The sequence below is a fragment of the Methylobacterium sp. Gmos1 genome, from assembly GCF_053764715.1.
This window is the reverse complement of record NZ_JBSNCC010000007.1, coordinates 81,640-96,911: the sequence shown is the minus strand read 5'-3', so window position 1 is coordinate 96,911 and position 15,272 is coordinate 81,640. Positions and strand designations below refer to the sequence as shown.

Here is a 15,272-nt window from a genome sequence, read left to right as displayed (position 1 = left end):
CCCGAGGCACCATGTACGCTCGCATCGCCCTTCTGGGCGCCCTAGCGCTCGCTTATGGCTGCTCCGGTCGTCCTGCGGCTGCGCAGTCCGTGCAGGTTCTTCCCGCCTGTGGCACGGCTTCCGCTCCGGTCGGGACTGGTGGACGGCTTTACACGGATACAACTGGTACGCTTTGCACGGTTGCCGGCTCTGGCGGCGGTGGCGGCGGCGCAACCGGCTCCGTCACCTCGGCCGGCACCAACGGCACGTCGGCGCAGGCCGTGCAGGGCATCACGGGTGGCGTGCCGCTGCCGATCCAAGGCGGGAATACGAGCGCGGTCAAGACGGACGGCAGCGGCACCACTCAGCCGGTATCGGCCGCGTCGCTGCCCTTGCCTACAGGCGCGGCGACATCTGCCGCACAGACCAATGTTCAGTCCTCGCCAGGAACGTCCGCAGGTACGGCGCTGACGATCCAGGGCGCCACCGCTGGCGTTGCGGTCCCGGCCACGCTGCCGAAGGTCGCGCCAGGGCCGACGACGGCTCGCACGGCAGTCGCGACCGGCACTACCGCCACTGCGATCCTTGCCGCTGGTCGTATTGACGAGATGGTCAGTCTCAAGAACTCGGGCACGGTGCGGGCCTATATCGGTGGCACTGGCGTGACGGCTGCGAATGGATGGCCTCTCGCGGTCGGCGAGAGCATGACGATGGATGCCAAGATGGCCGAAGGCGGCATCTCGGCCATCCTCGACACAGGGCAGGCCACGGCCGGCGAAATCGCGGTCTGGAGGTTCTGATGGGTGGGCCTACACCTCCCTACGCCCGCACGGCAGCCGACATCAGCGACAGCACCGCGTCGGGTCGATCAGTTCTCACCGGCACACCAGCGCAAGGCGCGACCGCGCTCGGGCTTGGCACGGCAAATAGCCCGACGTTCACCAACGCGACGTTCTCCGGTGGCGTCCTCGACGTTGGATGGACGGACGGAACCGCAGGCACAGTCGCTTTCAACTTCCATTCCGGCGCTACCGCCATCGCCTATGACACTCGCATTGTGTCGGACGCTGGTAATGGTACGCTAGGCGGTGGATCGTTCACCTATCTTGCCGCAAACAACTTCTATTCGGGAAACGTGTTGACTGACGGCCCATCAATGGGTCTAAGCGGAAATGCCAACAGAGGCGCAATATATCTTAAGGCTCTAGCCGGTACGCCGTCCGGGTTCATGGAGTTCTGGCGGAAAGGTGCGTCCGCCCGTGACGGATATATCGGCTATTCCACTGGGACGACGATCGATCTTGCGGCGGAAGTTGGGTATTTTAACTTCATCGGCAATCCGCCGAAACTCCCGTCATTCACGGTAGCCGCTCTTCCCGCTGCTGGCATCGCCGGCCGCATGGCCTGGGCTAGCAACGGCCGTGCCTACAACGGCGCTGGTACGCTTCAGGCCGCCGGCGCCGGAACCGGCGTTCACGTCAGCGACGACGGCACCGCTTGGCGGGTTGTCGGCACCAACCAAACCGTTCAGGCGTGAGTTCGTCATGGCCTTGGATCCCAGCGAGATCCCTGGAAACCAGAAGATCTTTCTCTGGGATCCGGACACTAACAAGCCGCTGGGCAGCAACTCTCTCGGGTTGCGAGCTAACCCGCAGATCCCGTTCTACCGGATCGGTGAGCCGCGGATTTTTCAGGTCGGCCCTGATACGGCTAGCCTTCAGCAGGCGCTTACCATCCCTGACGGGGCGATGTCGTTCCGTTATGTGAACAACAACCCGTTCAGTGTTCGGCTGCGCGGCACCCCCCTCGGGATGACGTTTCAGCAGATTACCCCGACGACTGGTTGGCTCTGGTTGCCGGGCACGAGCGCCATCTTCACCTCTGTGATGCCCGCTCTGATCTCGTGCATGTCAGTGGATGGGCCGAACGCCAGCGTACAGGCGGCCCAGAAGGCTGGCGTGGGCGTGATTGAGCTTCAGTACGGGTTGGGCGGGCGATGAGGGGCTGCGCACGCCTTCTCGCTGTCCTCGCACTGCTAGCCCTGCCTGCTTTGGCGCAGGAAAGCGCGGTTAGCAGCCAGGCGGATCCAAGCGCCGCCGCAGTCGGGCCGCCTGGTCCTGCTGGGCCTCAAGGTCCCGCGGGCCCGGTCGGGCCGCAGGGTGCGCAAGGGGCGAAGGGGGACAAGGGTGATGCTGGTGCAATGGGTAACGCGGGAGCAGCTGGCCCGCAGGGAGTTCCCGGACCCACGGGCGCCACGGGGGCAGCAGGTCCTTCCGGGCCGATCGGGCCTGCTGGTCCTACCGGAGCAACCGGAGCAACGGGCACTAGTGGTCCGCAGGGTCTGACGGGTGCGACAGGTGCAGCAGGTCCCCAAGGGGCTCAGGGCATACAGGGCCCGAAGGGAGACACGGGAGTTGCGGGCCCTGCTGGCGCAACTGGCCCGGCAGGCGCGCAAGGCGCGACCGGGCCGAAGGGTGATGTGGGGCCTGCCGGTGCTACCGGTGCTGCTGGACCCGCTGGCGCGACGGGAGCGACTGGCGCAACTGGTCCCGCAGGCTCTCCCGGCCTTGTCTCCGTCGTCCCGTCCACGCCGACACGGGCATTCGGCACGGCATTTCAGCCGAGCGCCACCAAGGCGACCTACGTCCGGTATGTGATTAAGGCCAGCGTCACGAACCCCGCGCTTGCCGGCACATCATCGGCTACCGTTTCGCTGTTCAGCGATGCCAGCAACCCCCCGACGACCCTACGCGATCAGGTAGAGGCGACATCGGGCGTTGGCGTGTCCGTCACTCTGGCGCTGACCACGAGCAACACCGCAGCTGTCGCCTACGTCGTCCCCGCCGGCCATTACGTCCGGCTGGTCTCCACAGTCAGCGGATCCGGCACGGCGACGATCATTGCTCAGACCGAAGAGACCTTGAACTGACCCCATGACCGCTGGCATTGCCATAGACGCAGGCCCCGACTTCCTGCCGCTGTCCACGCTGCGCAAGCAGCTGTCGGATTACGGCTCGAACAAGCGGAACGAGCGTGACGAGGCGGAGGAAAGCCGGCGCTACTACCACGGCGACCAGTGGACCGCGCACGAGGTCGCGACGTTCCGTGACCGCAAGCAGCCGATTGTCACCTACAACCGAGTCAAGCGGAAGATCGACGGCGTCGTTGGCCTCGTCGAGCGCCTGCGTCAGGATCCGAAGGCGTTTCCGCGCACCCCGCAGCATCAGGCAGGATCGGATGTCGCCTCCGCTGTGCTGAACGAGGTGTTGGACGCGAACAAGTGGAAATCACTGTCGCCGTTTGTCGCCAAAGACGGTGCAATTGAACCTGTCGCTGGCATCGAGTTGTCGCTTGAGGATGGCGACCGCGGCGACCTTGACGTGTCGCTGCACTACCTTGAGCCGGACACGATTTTCTACGACCCGCGCAGCAGCCGGGAAGACTTCTCGGATGCCCGCTTCATGGGCGTTGCGAAGTGGCTCTCGGTTGACGATGCTGTCGGCATGTTCCCCGACATGGCCGAAAATCTGCGCGCCATGGCCTCGCAGGGCGGCGGCGCATACGACGAACTGACGGACACCGATCGGCAGAAGAATGTCGCGTGGTCCAACCCGTCTGCCAAGCAGGTCCGCGTCGTCGAGCACTGGTACAAGCGCGGCGACGAGTGGCTGTATCAGTTTTACTCGGCCGATGTGCCTCTCGCGCAGGGCGTCTCGCCGTTCGTTGACGAGAAGGGCCGCACGTTCTGCCGCTTCATCCTGTTTTCGGCCAACGTCGATCACGATAATGACCGATACGGCCTGATCCGCGATCTTCGCGGCCCGCAGGACGAAATCAACCATCGTCGCTCGAAGGGCCTGCACGCGCTCAACACCGTGCGCATGTACCTGGAAGACAAGGGGCTAGACGACGACACGATTGAGCGCATCCGGCAGGAAATGAGCCGTCCAGACGGCGTGATCGTTCTGCCGCCCGGCGTCCAGGTTGATGAGAAGAGCAACGAGGCGCAGGTCGCCGGCAACCTGCAAATGCTCGCCGAGGCCAAGGCGGAAATCGAGAACTTCGGGCCCAATCAGGCCCTCGTCGGTGGCGTCGGCGCTTCTGCCTCTGGCCGTGCAATCCAGCTTCTCCAGCAAGCCGGCATCGCCGAACTTGGCCCGTACATCATCATGTATCGGGATTGGAAGCTGCGGGTCTATCGGGCGATCTGGAACACGGTAAAGCGTTACTGGACTGCCGAGCGCTTCATTCGAGTGACCGATGACCAGGGTCTCGCCCAGTTCCTCGCCGTCAACAAGATGGGCTTCGACCCGATGACGGGCATGCCCACAATCGAGAACGCCCTTGGCACGCTCGACGTGGACATCATCATCGACGAGGGTCCGGACCACACGACCCTGATGGAGGACGCGCTTGAGGCGCTGATGCAACTCGCCCCTGGTCTCGCCCAGGCCGGCAAGCCGATCCCGCCTCAGATGATTATCGAACTCGTCAACATGCCCCAGGCGCTCAAGGACAAGCTCCTGGCGTACTTGGACCAGGCCAATCAGCCGAACCCAGCGGCCGAGGCGGCGCAGCAGCTTCAGATGCAGGGCGCAGCAGCCGAGGTGGCGAATAAGCAGGCGCAGGCGGTCAAGACGCAGGCGCAGGCTCAGCAGATCCGGGCATCTATCGTGCCGGATGCGGCCAAGACCGCGGCCGACGCTCGCCACCGCGACGCGCTGGCCGACAGTGAGAAGCTGGACACGGCCTTGCGCTTCATGGTTCCGATCCCGGCCCCGTTTGGCCCGGCCGAGATGCCATTCGCGTCCGGTCGCCCGACCGTGCCCGGCATGGCGCCGCTTGGCCCGCTGGCTCAGCCGCCGCTCTGAGGCTTGAGGAAGGCGATCACGTCCGCAACCGGCGTGACGATCTCCTCCTGCCCTGGGCGCGGGGCCTGCCGAACCACGATCCCGCCCGCAGCACCAGGGCGGGTTACGGCCAAGGACATGTCGTAGTCCCAACGGCGAAAGATGACATCGGGGACCGCGGCACGGATCGCGGCTTCCTCTTCGGCCATCTCGGCTGACCAACCCATCGCAGGCTCCCGTCTGAGCGGTCGAGCCTATCACAGTTCGTACGCGCCGACGACACAGGCGCAACCCACGCCCGACCCCGGCGAAACAGGGTCAACGTCGTCTCACGAAACGAGAATAGGAACCACGATGTCTGAGCAGGACAGCGCGCACGACGCCTTTGCCGAAGCCATTGGTGGCACGGCGACGGCAAGCCAGCCCGAGCCGATGACTGCGGAGGCCATCCCGGCGCCGCAGGAAGAGGTACAGACGGCCGCGGAGCCCTCCGCGCCGGCAGAGCAGGCTCAGAGCCCGCAAGCCCCGCCTGCCGCTCCCCAGAGTGAAGGGATGGTGCCTTCGTGGCGCCTTCGGGAGCGGTCGGAGGAACTGGAACGTATGGCTCAGGCCCGAGCGGCAGCGGAACGCGAACTCAACGAGCTTCGCCGCTGGCGTCAGGAGCAGGAGCAGCAGGCCCGGCAGCGCGCCGAGGAAGAGGCTGCACGCAACGCCGAGTTCAACTGGGAAGACCCCCGGACGACCATCGACCAGCGTGCGCGGATGCTGGCGGGTCAGGAAGTGCGGCAGCACGTCGATCCTGTCCGTCAGCAGCTTGAGGCCTTTCAGCAGGCTCAGCATCAGGCACTGATCTACAACGCCCGTCTCGTCGCTACCTCTGTCCTCGGCGCCGACAAGGTTGCCGCGGCCGAAAAGGCGTTCAACGAGGCATCCCAGGCCGGGTTGATTGATCCGATCGAGCATCGGCGTATCAACTCGTCGCCTAACCCGTTTGAGGCCGCTGTAAAGTGGCACGAGCGGACCCGGACCCTTGAGCAGATCGGCTCCGGTGGTCTTGAGGGCTATCAGCAGAAGCTCCGTGAGGAGTGGCTGAAAGACCCCGCTTTCCTTCAGCAAGCCTTTGAAGCCCATCGCCAGATGGCGACCCCGGTTCAGACCGGCGTCCCCGGTGGCCGTGCCTCCTCGCCCAGCAACGTCACTCGGATGCCCTCGCTCAACCGCGCCACGGCTGCGGCCGACGATGGTGGGGCAGCGGATCCGGCGGCGGTCTGGAACCAAACCATCGCGACCCAAGGGCGCCGCCCTGGTTAATCGCACAGCCGTGAAAGGCTAGGCCAATGGCCGTCACTACCTCCACCGCCAATTCTCGTGGCGTAATTTTTACCACCGACATCATCCGCGAGATGGTGCGGCAGAACATGTTCAAGCCCTACATGGGCAACACGAAGAACGCCATCATTCGCACGATCAACCAGACGGCGAAAACGGGTGGCGATCAGATCAACATTCCGCTCGTCACCGCGCTCAACGCGCCTGGCGTCGGCAACGGTCTGCTGTCGGGCAACGAAGAGGCCCTTCAGAACTACGGCTATCGGATGTGGCTGGATTGGGCGCGTAACGCGGTCAAGATCAGCAAGTCCGAGCTGAAGAAGATGTCGGTTGACATCTACGACTACGCCGGCCCCATGCTCCAGGAGTGGGCTGCCAAGCTCCAGCGTGACGAGATGGTCCAGGCGTGGCTCTCCATCCCGACCGAAGCCACTCCGCCGGGCTACGGCTCGGGCGCCGGCCGCCGCATCAACGGCAAGACCTTCCTTGAAGCCACGACTGCCGAACTCAACACCTGGACCACGTCGAATATCGACCGGATCCAGTTCGGCATCGCCAACACCGGCACGAACGGCAACTACGTCGCTGGCGACTTCAACGCCTCGCTCGCCAACATCGACGCGACCAACGATCGGTGGTCCACCACCATGATCGACAAGCTTAAGGCGAAGGGCAAGAAGCCCGCCGCCGGCTCGCCGAAGGTGACCCCGCTCACCATGGATGACGGCTACGAGGGCTATGTCCTCTTCGTCGGCACCAACGGCTTCATGGATCTGAAAAATGATCCGAAGATCGTTGCGATGAACAAGGATGCCCGCCCGCGCGAGGGCCGGTATCGCGACAACCCGCTCTTCAACGACGGTGACCTGCTGTACGACAAGGTCATCATCCGCGAGGTGCCGGAGTTCGACACCCTCGGCAGCTTCCTCGGCCGCGGCGCGTCGGGCATCAACGTCACCCCGGGCGTCCTCGCCGGCCAATGCGCGATGACGATGGTCATGGGCCAGTTGCCGCGTGAGACCCACCTAACCGACGACGATTATCAGTTCTTCGATGGTCGCGGCGTCGATATGGCCTATGGCCTCGGCAAGACCGCCTTCAAGACTTCGGCCGGTCTGCTGAAGGACTGGGGTGCCGTGACTGGCTTCGCCGCGTCGGTTGACCCGACCTGATCCTGACGGCGGGGACAACCCCGCCGCTTCCTCTTCCCTCAATTCAGGATCCTAAATCATGGCTACTTTTACGGCTCGGGCGGCTCAGGCGCAGATTGCGCGGACGAATATGTCCGCGGGTCAGCTCGTCATGGGGCATGGCCGCATCTCCATTCCGGCGGCTCTGGCGACGGGCGATACGATCCGGATGTTCAACATCCCGACCGCCGCGCGCGTCATGAACTGCCTCGTAATCGCGCCCAAGATCGACAACGGCACGTCGCTGACGCTCAACGTCGGCGATCAGGCCAACGCAACCCGGTTCTTCACCGCCTCGAACGTCGGCCAGGCCGGCGGCGTGGCTGAACTTCCGGTCGCGGCTGCCATCAAGGGGTTCGAGTACACCGTTGATGATCTGCTGATCGTCACGGTGTCGGCGGGCCCGACCGGCGGTGTCGTCGCTGGCTCAATCCTCGATGTGTACCTCCAGTACTACCTCTCTTGAGGCATATCATGGCGAACGTGACCTACCTGGGCAGTGAGCCCACCACCTGGGGCGGGTTCACGTTCGCCCCCAACGAGCCTGTGCCGGTCGATGCGGAATGGCTCGTCGCCAAGGCGCGCAACAGCCCGTTCTTCAGCGTCGAAGATGCCGATGCGGAGCCCGAGCCCGAGGAAGACGAGACCATCGGCGAGTACGAGGTCAAGTTCCGCGGTCGCGGCGGTTGGTCGGTGCTGCGCGGCGGCGAACTCATTGAGGGCGGGATGACGCGGGAAGCCGCCGAGGCCCGCGCTCGTGAGCTTTCGGAGCAGGCTTAGTGCCTTCCGTCTACACACAGCTTGATCTTGCCCAGCGCGTCCTTGTGCGCCTGGGCGAGACAGGCTTCGGGCAGTCAACCGAGCCGGAAGCCCTGAAGCGCGTCACGGATGCGCTGCCGGGGCTGATGGCAGAGTTCCATGCGGACGGCATCTATGCCTTCCCACTGGACGAAGACGTGCCGGCTGCCGCCTTCGACGCGCTCTCGAACATGGTCGCGAGCAAGCTGTCAGACGATTTCGGCCTGCCCGCCGACGCGGTTCAGCTTCTCGCGGGCCGTGCTCAGGCCAGTTCCGAGCTGCTGCGCCGCCTCCGATACGCTGGCGGGTTCCGCGCTCGCCGGAGCGGCCCGGATTACTTCTGATGGTCGCCGTCCCCTTTCCCACCTCGTCAGCGCCAGGGGCCATCCCGGGCGAAGGCAACGGCCGGCTGGTCAACACCCGCGTCCGCAAGGACGGAACCGCCGTCCGCTGGTATCCGGTGCCTGGCCTGGACGTGATCGCCCAGCCCAAGGCGCCGACACCCCGCGGCGGCCTTGTCGTCGGCGCCTCGCTCTACCTCGTGCGCGAGGATCTGATTTTCGTCCTGCGCAGCGACGGGCGGTTTGCTCGCGTCGGCACGCTCGACGGCAGCAAGCCGGTGACGATGGTGCGCAACAACAGGTCGCCTGTGCCAGATGTGGTGGCGGTGACTGACGTTGGTGCATTCGTGGTCACACAGACCGGCGTTCAAGACTATCCAGGCGACGTCATCGCCACGCCGAACAGCGTTTCGTTCCTGGACGGCTACTTCCTGTTCACCTATGCGGATGGGACGATCCGCGCATCTGGCACGACCGCCGAGCCGACGAACACAACGGCGATGTCGGACCAGAGCTACACGCGCGCCGAGGCCAAGCCTGATGGGCTGCTGCGGGGCACCGTGTCGGCGGGCCAGTTCTTCGCCTGGGGCCAATCAAGCGTTGAGGTGTACGATGACGCCGGCACGGCGCCGTTCCCGCTCGTGCGCTCGGCCGTCATCCCCGTTGGGCTGTATGGCCCGTACTGCGTCGCAGGGTTCGAGGACGGGTGGGATCGGCAGCAGGTGTTCGTCGCCGCCGATGGCACTGTGCGGCGCCTGAGCGGCTATCAGCCGGAGATCGTCAGCACCCGGGCCGTCGAGCGCTTCATCGCCTCTGCGCCGAGCCCGGAGAGCCTGCGGGCCTGCGTCTACACGGACGGCGGCGATGCGATCTGGGCTCTCAGCTCGCCGCGCGGAACATGGGAGTTCAATTCCACGACCGGCGAATGGAACGAGCGCGTGTCGCGCGGTCTGTCGCGCTGGCGGGCCGAGACGAGCATCCGGTTTGGCAATCGCTGGATCTTAGGCGACCGGGTGAACGGCGACGTGCTGGCGCTCAACTCAGCCGGACGCCGTGAGGCCGGCGACACGATCACCTCCCGCATCGAGAGCGTGCCGATGTCCTCGTTCCCGAACCGCACGCGCGTGACGGGCCTAGATGTGGACATCTCGACAGGCCAGGGCAAGGCGGCCGGCACCGACCCGATCGAAACCGATCCGTCCTGTCTCATCTCGTGGTCGCATGACGGTGGCATGGCGTGGAGCAACGCGCTGCAACGTCGCATCGGCCCGCCAGGTGTCGGCGGCCAGCGCGTATCGGTCGGGGATCTCGGCCGCACGACGCGCGAGGGCCTGCGGGTCGCGATTGAGGTCTCTGACCCGGTCGCTTTCGTGCTGAAGGGGGCGGACCTGCCCCGCATCGCGGCGAGGAAGCCCTGATGGCGATCCCGGCCGACTTCCCGCCGCCGCCAAAGCCTCCACCGGCCTCTGTGCCTCTGACAGACCAGGCTTGGCGCGATCACTTCCAACGGCTGTACCAGTGGCAGGTACAACTAGCTAAGGCATTGATCTGATGGGCCTGCTAGACGCTTTGACCGGGGCCGCTTCCGAGCGGGCCGCGAAGAACAATCGGTTCGCGATCGACAGCGGGTTGCGCCTCGGCGCCGACGCGCTGACGAACGGCACTTCGATGGCGCAGGGCTATCTCGGCGTCAACACGACTGGCGCCGGGCAGAACTCGCTCACCGCCCTGTCGGACGGCTACAACGCTGCCCGCGGCGCCCTGAACGGGCAGTATGGGCAGACGCAGCAGTATCTCGGCCAGCTTGGCGGCCTGTACGATCACATGGCGCAGGGCGGGCGCTCCGCCTACGATGCCTTCCTAAACGCCACAGGCGCGAATGGCGCTGCGGGCTCTCAGGCGGCTGCCAGCGCCTTCCAAGCGTCTCCGGGCTACCAGTATGCGCTAGATCAGGCTCTCGGCGCTGTGCAGCGCAGCGCGGCGGCTCGAGGCGGCCTTGCTGGCGGCAACGCCACGGCCGACATCCTCAACACCGCCAATGGCCTCGCCAGCCAGGGCTATCAGCAGTACGTCAACAACCTCGGCAACGCGGCGTCGAGCTATGGCACGGCGCTCGCCGGTCAGGGTCAGGGTCTTGCGGCTCAGGCCAACGCCAGCCAGAACCTCGGCACGCAGCTCGGCAGCCTCGGGCAGACCTACGGCCAGAACCAAGCCAACGTTTACGGCACCGCGGCCAACCAGCAGGTTCAGTTCGGTCAGGGCGTTGCGGGCTTGCAGATGAGCGCCGCCGACGCGCTGGTGAAGAACAACAACAATCTCGCGCAGGCTCAGAACCAAGCCAGCGCGAACGCAATCGGGCTCGGCAAGAGCCTCGTTGGCGGTCTTTTCGATTTTGCGGGCGGTGGCGGCAAGCTGTCTTCGCTCGGTAATCTCTTCTCGTAAGGCGGCGACATGTCTGGCGGCCTTGGCATTCCGCTGATTGACTTCAGCGACTTAAAGCAGTCGATCGGCGGCCTCGCAAAGCTTGGGCAGGTTGAGGAAGCGCAGCGCCTTTGGTCGCAGCAACTGGACGCCGCTCAGGCGGCCCAAGGACAGCAGGGCGGCGCTCTGCCTCCCCTCGGCAGCTCCGCGCAGCCGATGACCCCGCAAGGTGCTGGAGCTACCAAACCCGCGTCTCTGCCATTTTTCGCGCGTGCTCAGGGCGTCGCTCCAACCGGCAAGCTGTCCCCGCTAATCGCGGACGTTGCGACGCGCAACGAGATCAACCCGGATTACTTGCAAAAACTGGTTCAGGTGGAGAGTGGCGGCAATCCGAACGCCGTCTCTCCAACGGGCGCAAAAGGCCTCACACAGTTCACTCGCGGCACAGCCAAGGCTTACGGCCTAACGGACCCGTTTGACCCAGCCGCGAACCTTCAGGCTGCCGCCCGTCTGACGATCGACAACCGGGCAGCGCTGGCGCGTGTGCTCGGCCGCACGCCTACTGATGGCGAGTTGTACCTTGCGCACCAGCAGGGCGCGGGCGGCGCTGCCAAGATCCTCGCCAACCCGAACGCCACGATGGGGCAACTCGGGCTTGGACAGGCTGCTGCGGTCAATGGCGGCTCGCCCGGCATGTCGGCAGGCGAGTTTGCGCAGAAGTGGGTTGGCCGGTTCGACGGTATGTCGTCTCCTGCCTCTGCGCCTGTCACGCGCGTTGCACAGGCGGCCCCGGTCGCGCCTGCGGCTCATCAGGCTGCCGCGCCCACTGGGCTGCCGTCGTTCGCGTCTGCTCCTGCCTTCGCTGGCGCCGTTCCTGCCGCGCCCGGGGCAGTTGCGGCGGCCGACATGCCCGCGCCCGGTGCCCGCCCGACGGCCGGCTATGCGATCCCTGGCACCGATCAGATCGTGCCCGCGCCGGGCGGCAACGATTTCGTACCTGGCACAGTGGCCTCACCGGCGCTTGCGCAGTCTGGCGCCTCCGCCGCGCCTCCGCTGGCCGCCGCGCCTGCGCAGCGTCTCACTCCCGCTCAGGCGCAGAACCTGCGTGCGATGCTCAGAAACCCTCTGACGCAGGGTTATGCGGCCAAGATTATTGAGGGGCTCAACAAGCCAGAGGAATACACATTTCATACTGCTGGGGACCAGATTTACCGCACGACTAAAAGCGGGCGCGCGGAATTGGTATCTAATGTCAGCAAGCCCCCAACCTTTCAGACTGTGAAAGGCTCGGATGGCAACGACTACACCTTCAATCCGCAGACGGGGCAGTGGGTTCGAGCGATTGAGGGCACAGGCGGCGCGGTTCGCAACCTAACAACGCCAGAAGAGCGCGACGCCTACAACATTCCTCGGGCCTACACCGGCCCGGCTCAGGTCGGCGCTGATAATAAGGTGCAATTCCCGGGCGCGGGACAACTCGGCATTTCCGGTCAGCAGAAGGCCGAGGATGCGGCCTCGGTCAAGGGTGCTCAGACCCTCGTCGAGCGCTTCGATGCCGTCGGCAAGGAAGGGCAGCAGGGTCGACAGGATTTGCCTCTCATTTCCGAAATGCGCTCTCTGAGCGGTGACATCGGTACAGGTGCGGCGGCGGCTATTCAGGCGAAGCTCGGCGAGTACGGCATCAAGCTCGGCGACAATGCCGGCAAGATCGAGGCTTTCAACGCCCTGGTTGACCGCCTGACGCCGCAGCAGCGCATCCCCGGCGCTGGCGCCACCTCCGATTTTGATGCTCGGATGTTCAAGGGGTCGCTGCCCCGGCTCATCAACACGCCAGAGGGTAACGCGCTCATCACCGACACGCTCGAGGCGATGGCAAAGGATCGCATCGCCCGCGGTGACATCGCGGATCGCGCGCTGCTTGGCCCCGACCGCGGCGGCATTACGGCTCAAGAGGCCATGGCCCAGTTGCGTGCGTTGCCGAGCATCCGGACGCCGTTCGCCCAGCGGATGCAGGAGTTGCAGAAGTCCGGCAAGCTGTCTGCCGGTGCGCCTGCCCCCAACCCGAGCGGCGATCGCCGCACCCCGGGCGCTCTCGACGTGGGCGCTTCGACCGTCATCGAAGGCGTCACCATCAAGCGGATCCGTTGATGCCGACTTTCCAGCTTAGCGGCCCTGATGGCGCCTCTTACGAGGTCGACGCGCCCGACGAGCGCGCGGCGCTGTCCGCGTTTCGTGGCTTTGCGACCGGGCAGAAGACCGCTCAAGCGCCCACGATGGCTCAGGACGTGGCTCGTTCGGCTGTCTCGGGGCTTGAGCGCGGAGCAATCGGCGCTGCGGGCATTCCGGGGTTTCTGTCGGACGTTGCGGACACGGTTTCTGCGCAGACCATCGGTCGCGCTGGCAACTATGCCCGCACCGGCTCATGGGCTGCGCCGGACAGCCAGCGATATCGCGACCTGCGGGCCGCATCGCGCGCTGAAGCGCCGATCGCTATCCCTGACGCGGGCGACGTACTGCGCGCGGACCGCATTCAGCCGGCCGTCGAGAGCCTACAGGGTGCGCCGCTCTACGAACCGCAGACCCAAGCGGGGCGCTTCACGCAAAGCGTTGCCGAGTTTGCTCCGAACGCGCTTGGCGGCGGCTCAGCGGCGCAGCGCTTGGCTCGCGCCGTGATCCCGGGTGTGGCTGCGGAAGGTGCCGGGCAGGCAGCGAAGCAGTCGTTTGGCCCGGAGGCAGAGCCTTACGCCCGCGCTGCTGCCGGTATCGTCGGGGCGGGGGCGGTTGGGCTCGCGCAGGCCAATCGCGGCGCCAACGCCTTGATGTCCGAGGGGTTGCAGGCGTCTGGCATCACGCGCGACGAGCTTGCGGCTGCGTATCGGCTGATTGAGCAAGGGCAAGGGCTGGCAAACCCCGTCAGGCTCACCTTGGACGAGGCGCTGAACCAAGTGACTGGCGGCCGGGCGCAGCGGCTGTCACAACTACGCCGTGTGGCCGAATACTCAGGCGGCGAAGGCGCCCAGCCGCTGGCTGCGATCTCTGCTGGGCGGTCTGCCGAGGTGCAGGGCGCCATGCAGGGCGCATTGGGTGACATCGCGCCCACGCCCCTCCCCGCCGCGCAGGCCGCTCAGGCAGGCCAGGAGGCTGCGCAGAGCGTCATCGCGCGCACGCAAGCTGGCATCAACGCAATGACGCGCCCGGCCTATCAGGCGGCAGATACGGCGCGGGTAGGGCCTCAGGTGCATCAGGCCCTGATGTCCGATCCGCTTTATGCGCGGACCGTTGCCGAGATCCGCAGCAACCCAGCGCTCGGGCGCACCGTCGAGAACCTGCCCGACGACAGCGGCGGCATGATCGACCTCGTGCAGCGTCGGCTTCGGGAGAGCGCTGAAAACGCGCGCGTGCCGGGGCAGGCTACGACGAGCAACACCATCGCGGCTAACTTCGATGATGCTCGGCAAGCGCCGATTGCCGCGTTGGAAACGGCGACAGGAGGGCCGGGTGGTGCTTATGCCCAGGCCCGACAGGTGCAATCGGACTTGCGGCAGCAGATGCTTGAGCCGCTGACCAATGGCCCGATTGGGCGCATCGCAGATATGGATCCGGGCACGGCAGGCGCGTCGGCCCGGATGGGCGCGCAGATGGCTGGCGTCGGCGAGATGTCCGGTCGTTACGATGCGGTCATTCAGCAGACAGCTCGCCGCTTGGTGCGGCAAAACCCCGAGGCGGCCCAGACCCTCGCTCGCGACTACATCGGAGACGTGTTTGATCGCGCGGCTCGCGATCTTCAGGGCGGGCCGAACGTGAATGCCGGCGCTGTGGCTCGGCAAGAGCTGTTCGGCTCCCTCGCCGTGCGTGCGAACGTGGATGCCATGCTGCGGCAGTTGCCGCGCGGCCAGCAGGTTGCTGACGGCTTTCAGAAGCTGATGGATGTGTTTCAGGCGACGGGGTTCCGTCCCGCCCGCGGCTCTGACACCGCGTTCAATCAGCAGATCCAGCGAGAGGCCAAGGAGGCTGCGAGCGCACCCGGAGCGTTGGCGTCGACGGTGATCCAGGGTGGCACGAACCTGCGCTCGGCTCTGCGTGATCGCATCGACCGGATGCGCTTGCAGGGCAACATGGCCGAACTGGCCCATATGCTAACGCAGCCGTCCGCGCGCCCGCTCCTCGAACAGCTCGCCCGGACGCCGGCCGACAGCGCTAAGGCGCTCGGCCTCGCGCTGCGCCTTACGTTCATCGGCGAGCAGGCGTCGCGCGCTCGCGGGGAGGCGCAGCCAGTCCCACGCCTTGGTCAGTAGGGCTGTGGCGAACGCTACGAGCGCGATTGAGAGCAGAAACAGTAGGCCGACGCTCTCACGCATCCGACC

Annotated in this window: 15 protein-coding genes; 14 read left to right on the top strand and 1 reads right to left on the bottom strand. The window is 65.8% G+C overall.

The annotated features are described in order from the left end of the window. The first annotated feature begins 11 nt into the window (after window positions 1–11). From ACS5PV_RS15905 to ACS5PV_RS15885, 5 genes are all read left to right on the top strand, one after another. On the top strand, window positions 12–779 hold the full coding sequence (locus tag ACS5PV_RS15905) for a hypothetical protein (RefSeq protein ID WP_455396307.1): 768 nt from the start codon (window positions 12–14) through the stop codon (window positions 777–779). Next, a complete protein-coding gene (locus ACS5PV_RS15900; protein WP_455396306.1) occupies window positions 779–1,516 on the top strand; it encodes a hypothetical protein in 738 nt (245 codons plus the stop codon). Before ACS5PV_RS15905 ends, ACS5PV_RS15900 begins: the two co-directional genes overlap by 1 nt. Window positions 1,517–1,523: 7 nt before the next feature. After that, window positions 1,524–1,979: a hypothetical protein gene (locus ACS5PV_RS15895; RefSeq protein WP_455396305.1), complete on the top strand. Its 456-nt coding sequence runs from the start codon at window positions 1,524–1,526 to the stop codon at window positions 1,977–1,979. A 653-nt stretch (window positions 1,980–2,632) separates the two neighbouring features. Further along, window positions 2,633–2,908, top strand: coding sequence for a hypothetical protein (locus tag ACS5PV_RS15890; RefSeq protein WP_455396304.1), 276 nt, complete (start codon window positions 2,633–2,635; stop codon window positions 2,906–2,908). Between the two features lie 4 nt (window positions 2,909–2,912). Next, window positions 2,913–4,850 carry a portal protein gene (locus ACS5PV_RS15885; RefSeq protein WP_455396303.1) on the top strand — a complete coding sequence of 646 codons (1,938 nt, stop codon included), beginning with the start codon at window positions 2,913–2,915 and terminating at the stop codon, window positions 4,848–4,850. Here ACS5PV_RS15885 and ACS5PV_RS15880 read toward each other — a convergent pair. Continuing rightward, on the bottom strand, window positions 4,835–5,056 hold the full coding sequence (locus tag ACS5PV_RS15880; protein WP_455396302.1) for a hypothetical protein: 222 nt from the start codon (window positions 5,054–5,056) through the stop codon (window positions 4,835–4,837). The two genes, ACS5PV_RS15885 and ACS5PV_RS15880, sit on opposite strands and share 16 nt — an antisense overlap. A 127-nt stretch (window positions 5,057–5,183) precedes the next feature. Between ACS5PV_RS15880 and ACS5PV_RS15875 the strand changes: the two genes are divergently transcribed. The 9 genes from ACS5PV_RS15875 (at window position 5,184) to ACS5PV_RS15835 (ending at window position 15,203) form a co-directional block, all read left to right on the top strand. Further along, window positions 5,184–6,140, top strand: coding sequence for a hypothetical protein (locus ACS5PV_RS15875; protein ID WP_455396301.1), 957 nt, complete (start codon window positions 5,184–5,186; stop codon window positions 6,138–6,140). A 26-nt stretch (window positions 6,141–6,166) separates the two neighbouring features. Then, complete coding sequence (locus tag ACS5PV_RS15870) at window positions 6,167–7,330, top strand: phage capsid family protein (protein WP_455396300.1); 1,164 nt, start codon at window positions 6,167–6,169, stop codon at window positions 7,328–7,330. Between the two features lie 58 nt (window positions 7,331–7,388). Next, window positions 7,389–7,814, top strand: coding sequence for a hypothetical protein (locus tag ACS5PV_RS15865; RefSeq protein ID WP_455396299.1), 426 nt, complete (start codon window positions 7,389–7,391; stop codon window positions 7,812–7,814). Between the two features lie 8 nt (window positions 7,815–7,822). Continuing rightward, window positions 7,823–8,128, top strand: coding sequence for a hypothetical protein (locus ACS5PV_RS15860; protein ID WP_455396298.1), 306 nt, complete (start codon window positions 7,823–7,825; stop codon window positions 8,126–8,128). Beyond that, complete coding sequence (locus ACS5PV_RS15855) at window positions 8,128–8,490, top strand: hypothetical protein (protein ID WP_455396297.1); 363 nt, start codon at window positions 8,128–8,130, stop codon at window positions 8,488–8,490. The genes ACS5PV_RS15860 and ACS5PV_RS15855 overlap by 1 nt, the downstream gene beginning before the upstream one ends. Beyond that, the gene (locus ACS5PV_RS15850; RefSeq protein ID WP_455396296.1) at window positions 8,490–9,905 is read left to right on the top strand and encodes a hypothetical protein; all 1,416 of its coding nucleotides are present in this window, start codon (window positions 8,490–8,492) and stop codon (window positions 9,903–9,905) included. Before ACS5PV_RS15855 ends, ACS5PV_RS15850 begins: the two co-directional genes overlap by 1 nt. 133 nt (window positions 9,906–10,038) lie before the next feature. Next, a complete protein-coding gene (locus ACS5PV_RS15845; RefSeq protein ID WP_455396295.1) occupies window positions 10,039–10,929 on the top strand; it encodes a hypothetical protein in 891 nt (296 codons plus the stop codon). A gap of 9 nt (window positions 10,930–10,938) precedes the next feature. After that, window positions 10,939–13,056, top strand: a complete 2,118-nt coding sequence (locus ACS5PV_RS15840; RefSeq protein WP_455396294.1) for a transglycosylase SLT domain-containing protein — start codon at window positions 10,939–10,941, stop codon at window positions 13,054–13,056. Next, on the top strand, window positions 13,056–15,203 hold the full coding sequence (locus tag ACS5PV_RS15835; protein WP_455396293.1) for a hypothetical protein: 2,148 nt from the start codon (window positions 13,056–13,058) through the stop codon (window positions 15,201–15,203). Before ACS5PV_RS15840 ends, ACS5PV_RS15835 begins: the two co-directional genes overlap by 1 nt. The last annotated feature ends 69 nt before the right edge of the window (window positions 15,204–15,272 follow it).

What these genes read in the sequence shown, in the direction of transcription:
- ACS5PV_RS15875 (WP_455396301.1), top strand. Translation starts at nt 5,184, where the DNA reads ATGTCTGAGCAGGACAGCGCGCACGACGCCTTTGCCGAAGCCATTGGT.
- ACS5PV_RS15885 (WP_455396303.1), top strand. Translation starts at nt 2,913, where the DNA reads ATGACCGCTGGCATTGCCATAGACGCAGGCCCCGACTTCCTGCCGCTG.
- ACS5PV_RS15905 (WP_455396307.1), top strand. Translation starts at nt 12, where the DNA reads ATGTACGCTCGCATCGCCCTTCTGGGCGCCCTAGCGCTCGCTTATGGC.
- ACS5PV_RS15900 (WP_455396306.1), top strand. Translation starts at nt 779, where the DNA reads ATGGGTGGGCCTACACCTCCCTACGCCCGCACGGCAGCCGACATCAGC.
- ACS5PV_RS15840 (WP_455396294.1), top strand. Translation starts at nt 10,939, where the DNA reads ATGTCTGGCGGCCTTGGCATTCCGCTGATTGACTTCAGCGACTTAAAG.
- ACS5PV_RS15845 (WP_455396295.1), top strand. Translation starts at nt 10,039, where the DNA reads ATGGGCCTGCTAGACGCTTTGACCGGGGCCGCTTCCGAGCGGGCCGCG.
- ACS5PV_RS15895 (WP_455396305.1), top strand. Translation starts at nt 1,524, where the DNA reads ATGGCCTTGGATCCCAGCGAGATCCCTGGAAACCAGAAGATCTTTCTC.
- ACS5PV_RS15865 (WP_455396299.1), top strand. Translation starts at nt 7,389, where the DNA reads ATGGCTACTTTTACGGCTCGGGCGGCTCAGGCGCAGATTGCGCGGACG.
- ACS5PV_RS15860 (WP_455396298.1), top strand. Translation starts at nt 7,823, where the DNA reads ATGGCGAACGTGACCTACCTGGGCAGTGAGCCCACCACCTGGGGCGGG.
- ACS5PV_RS15870 (WP_455396300.1), top strand. Translation starts at nt 6,167, where the DNA reads ATGGCCGTCACTACCTCCACCGCCAATTCTCGTGGCGTAATTTTTACC.
- ACS5PV_RS15880 (WP_455396302.1), bottom strand. Translation starts at nt 5,056, where the DNA reads ATGGGTTGGTCAGCCGAGATGGCCGAAGAGGAAGCCGCGATCCGTGCC.
- ACS5PV_RS15850 (WP_455396296.1), top strand. Translation starts at nt 8,490, where the DNA reads ATGGTCGCCGTCCCCTTTCCCACCTCGTCAGCGCCAGGGGCCATCCCG.
- ACS5PV_RS15835 (WP_455396293.1), top strand. Translation starts at nt 13,056, where the DNA reads ATGCCGACTTTCCAGCTTAGCGGCCCTGATGGCGCCTCTTACGAGGTC.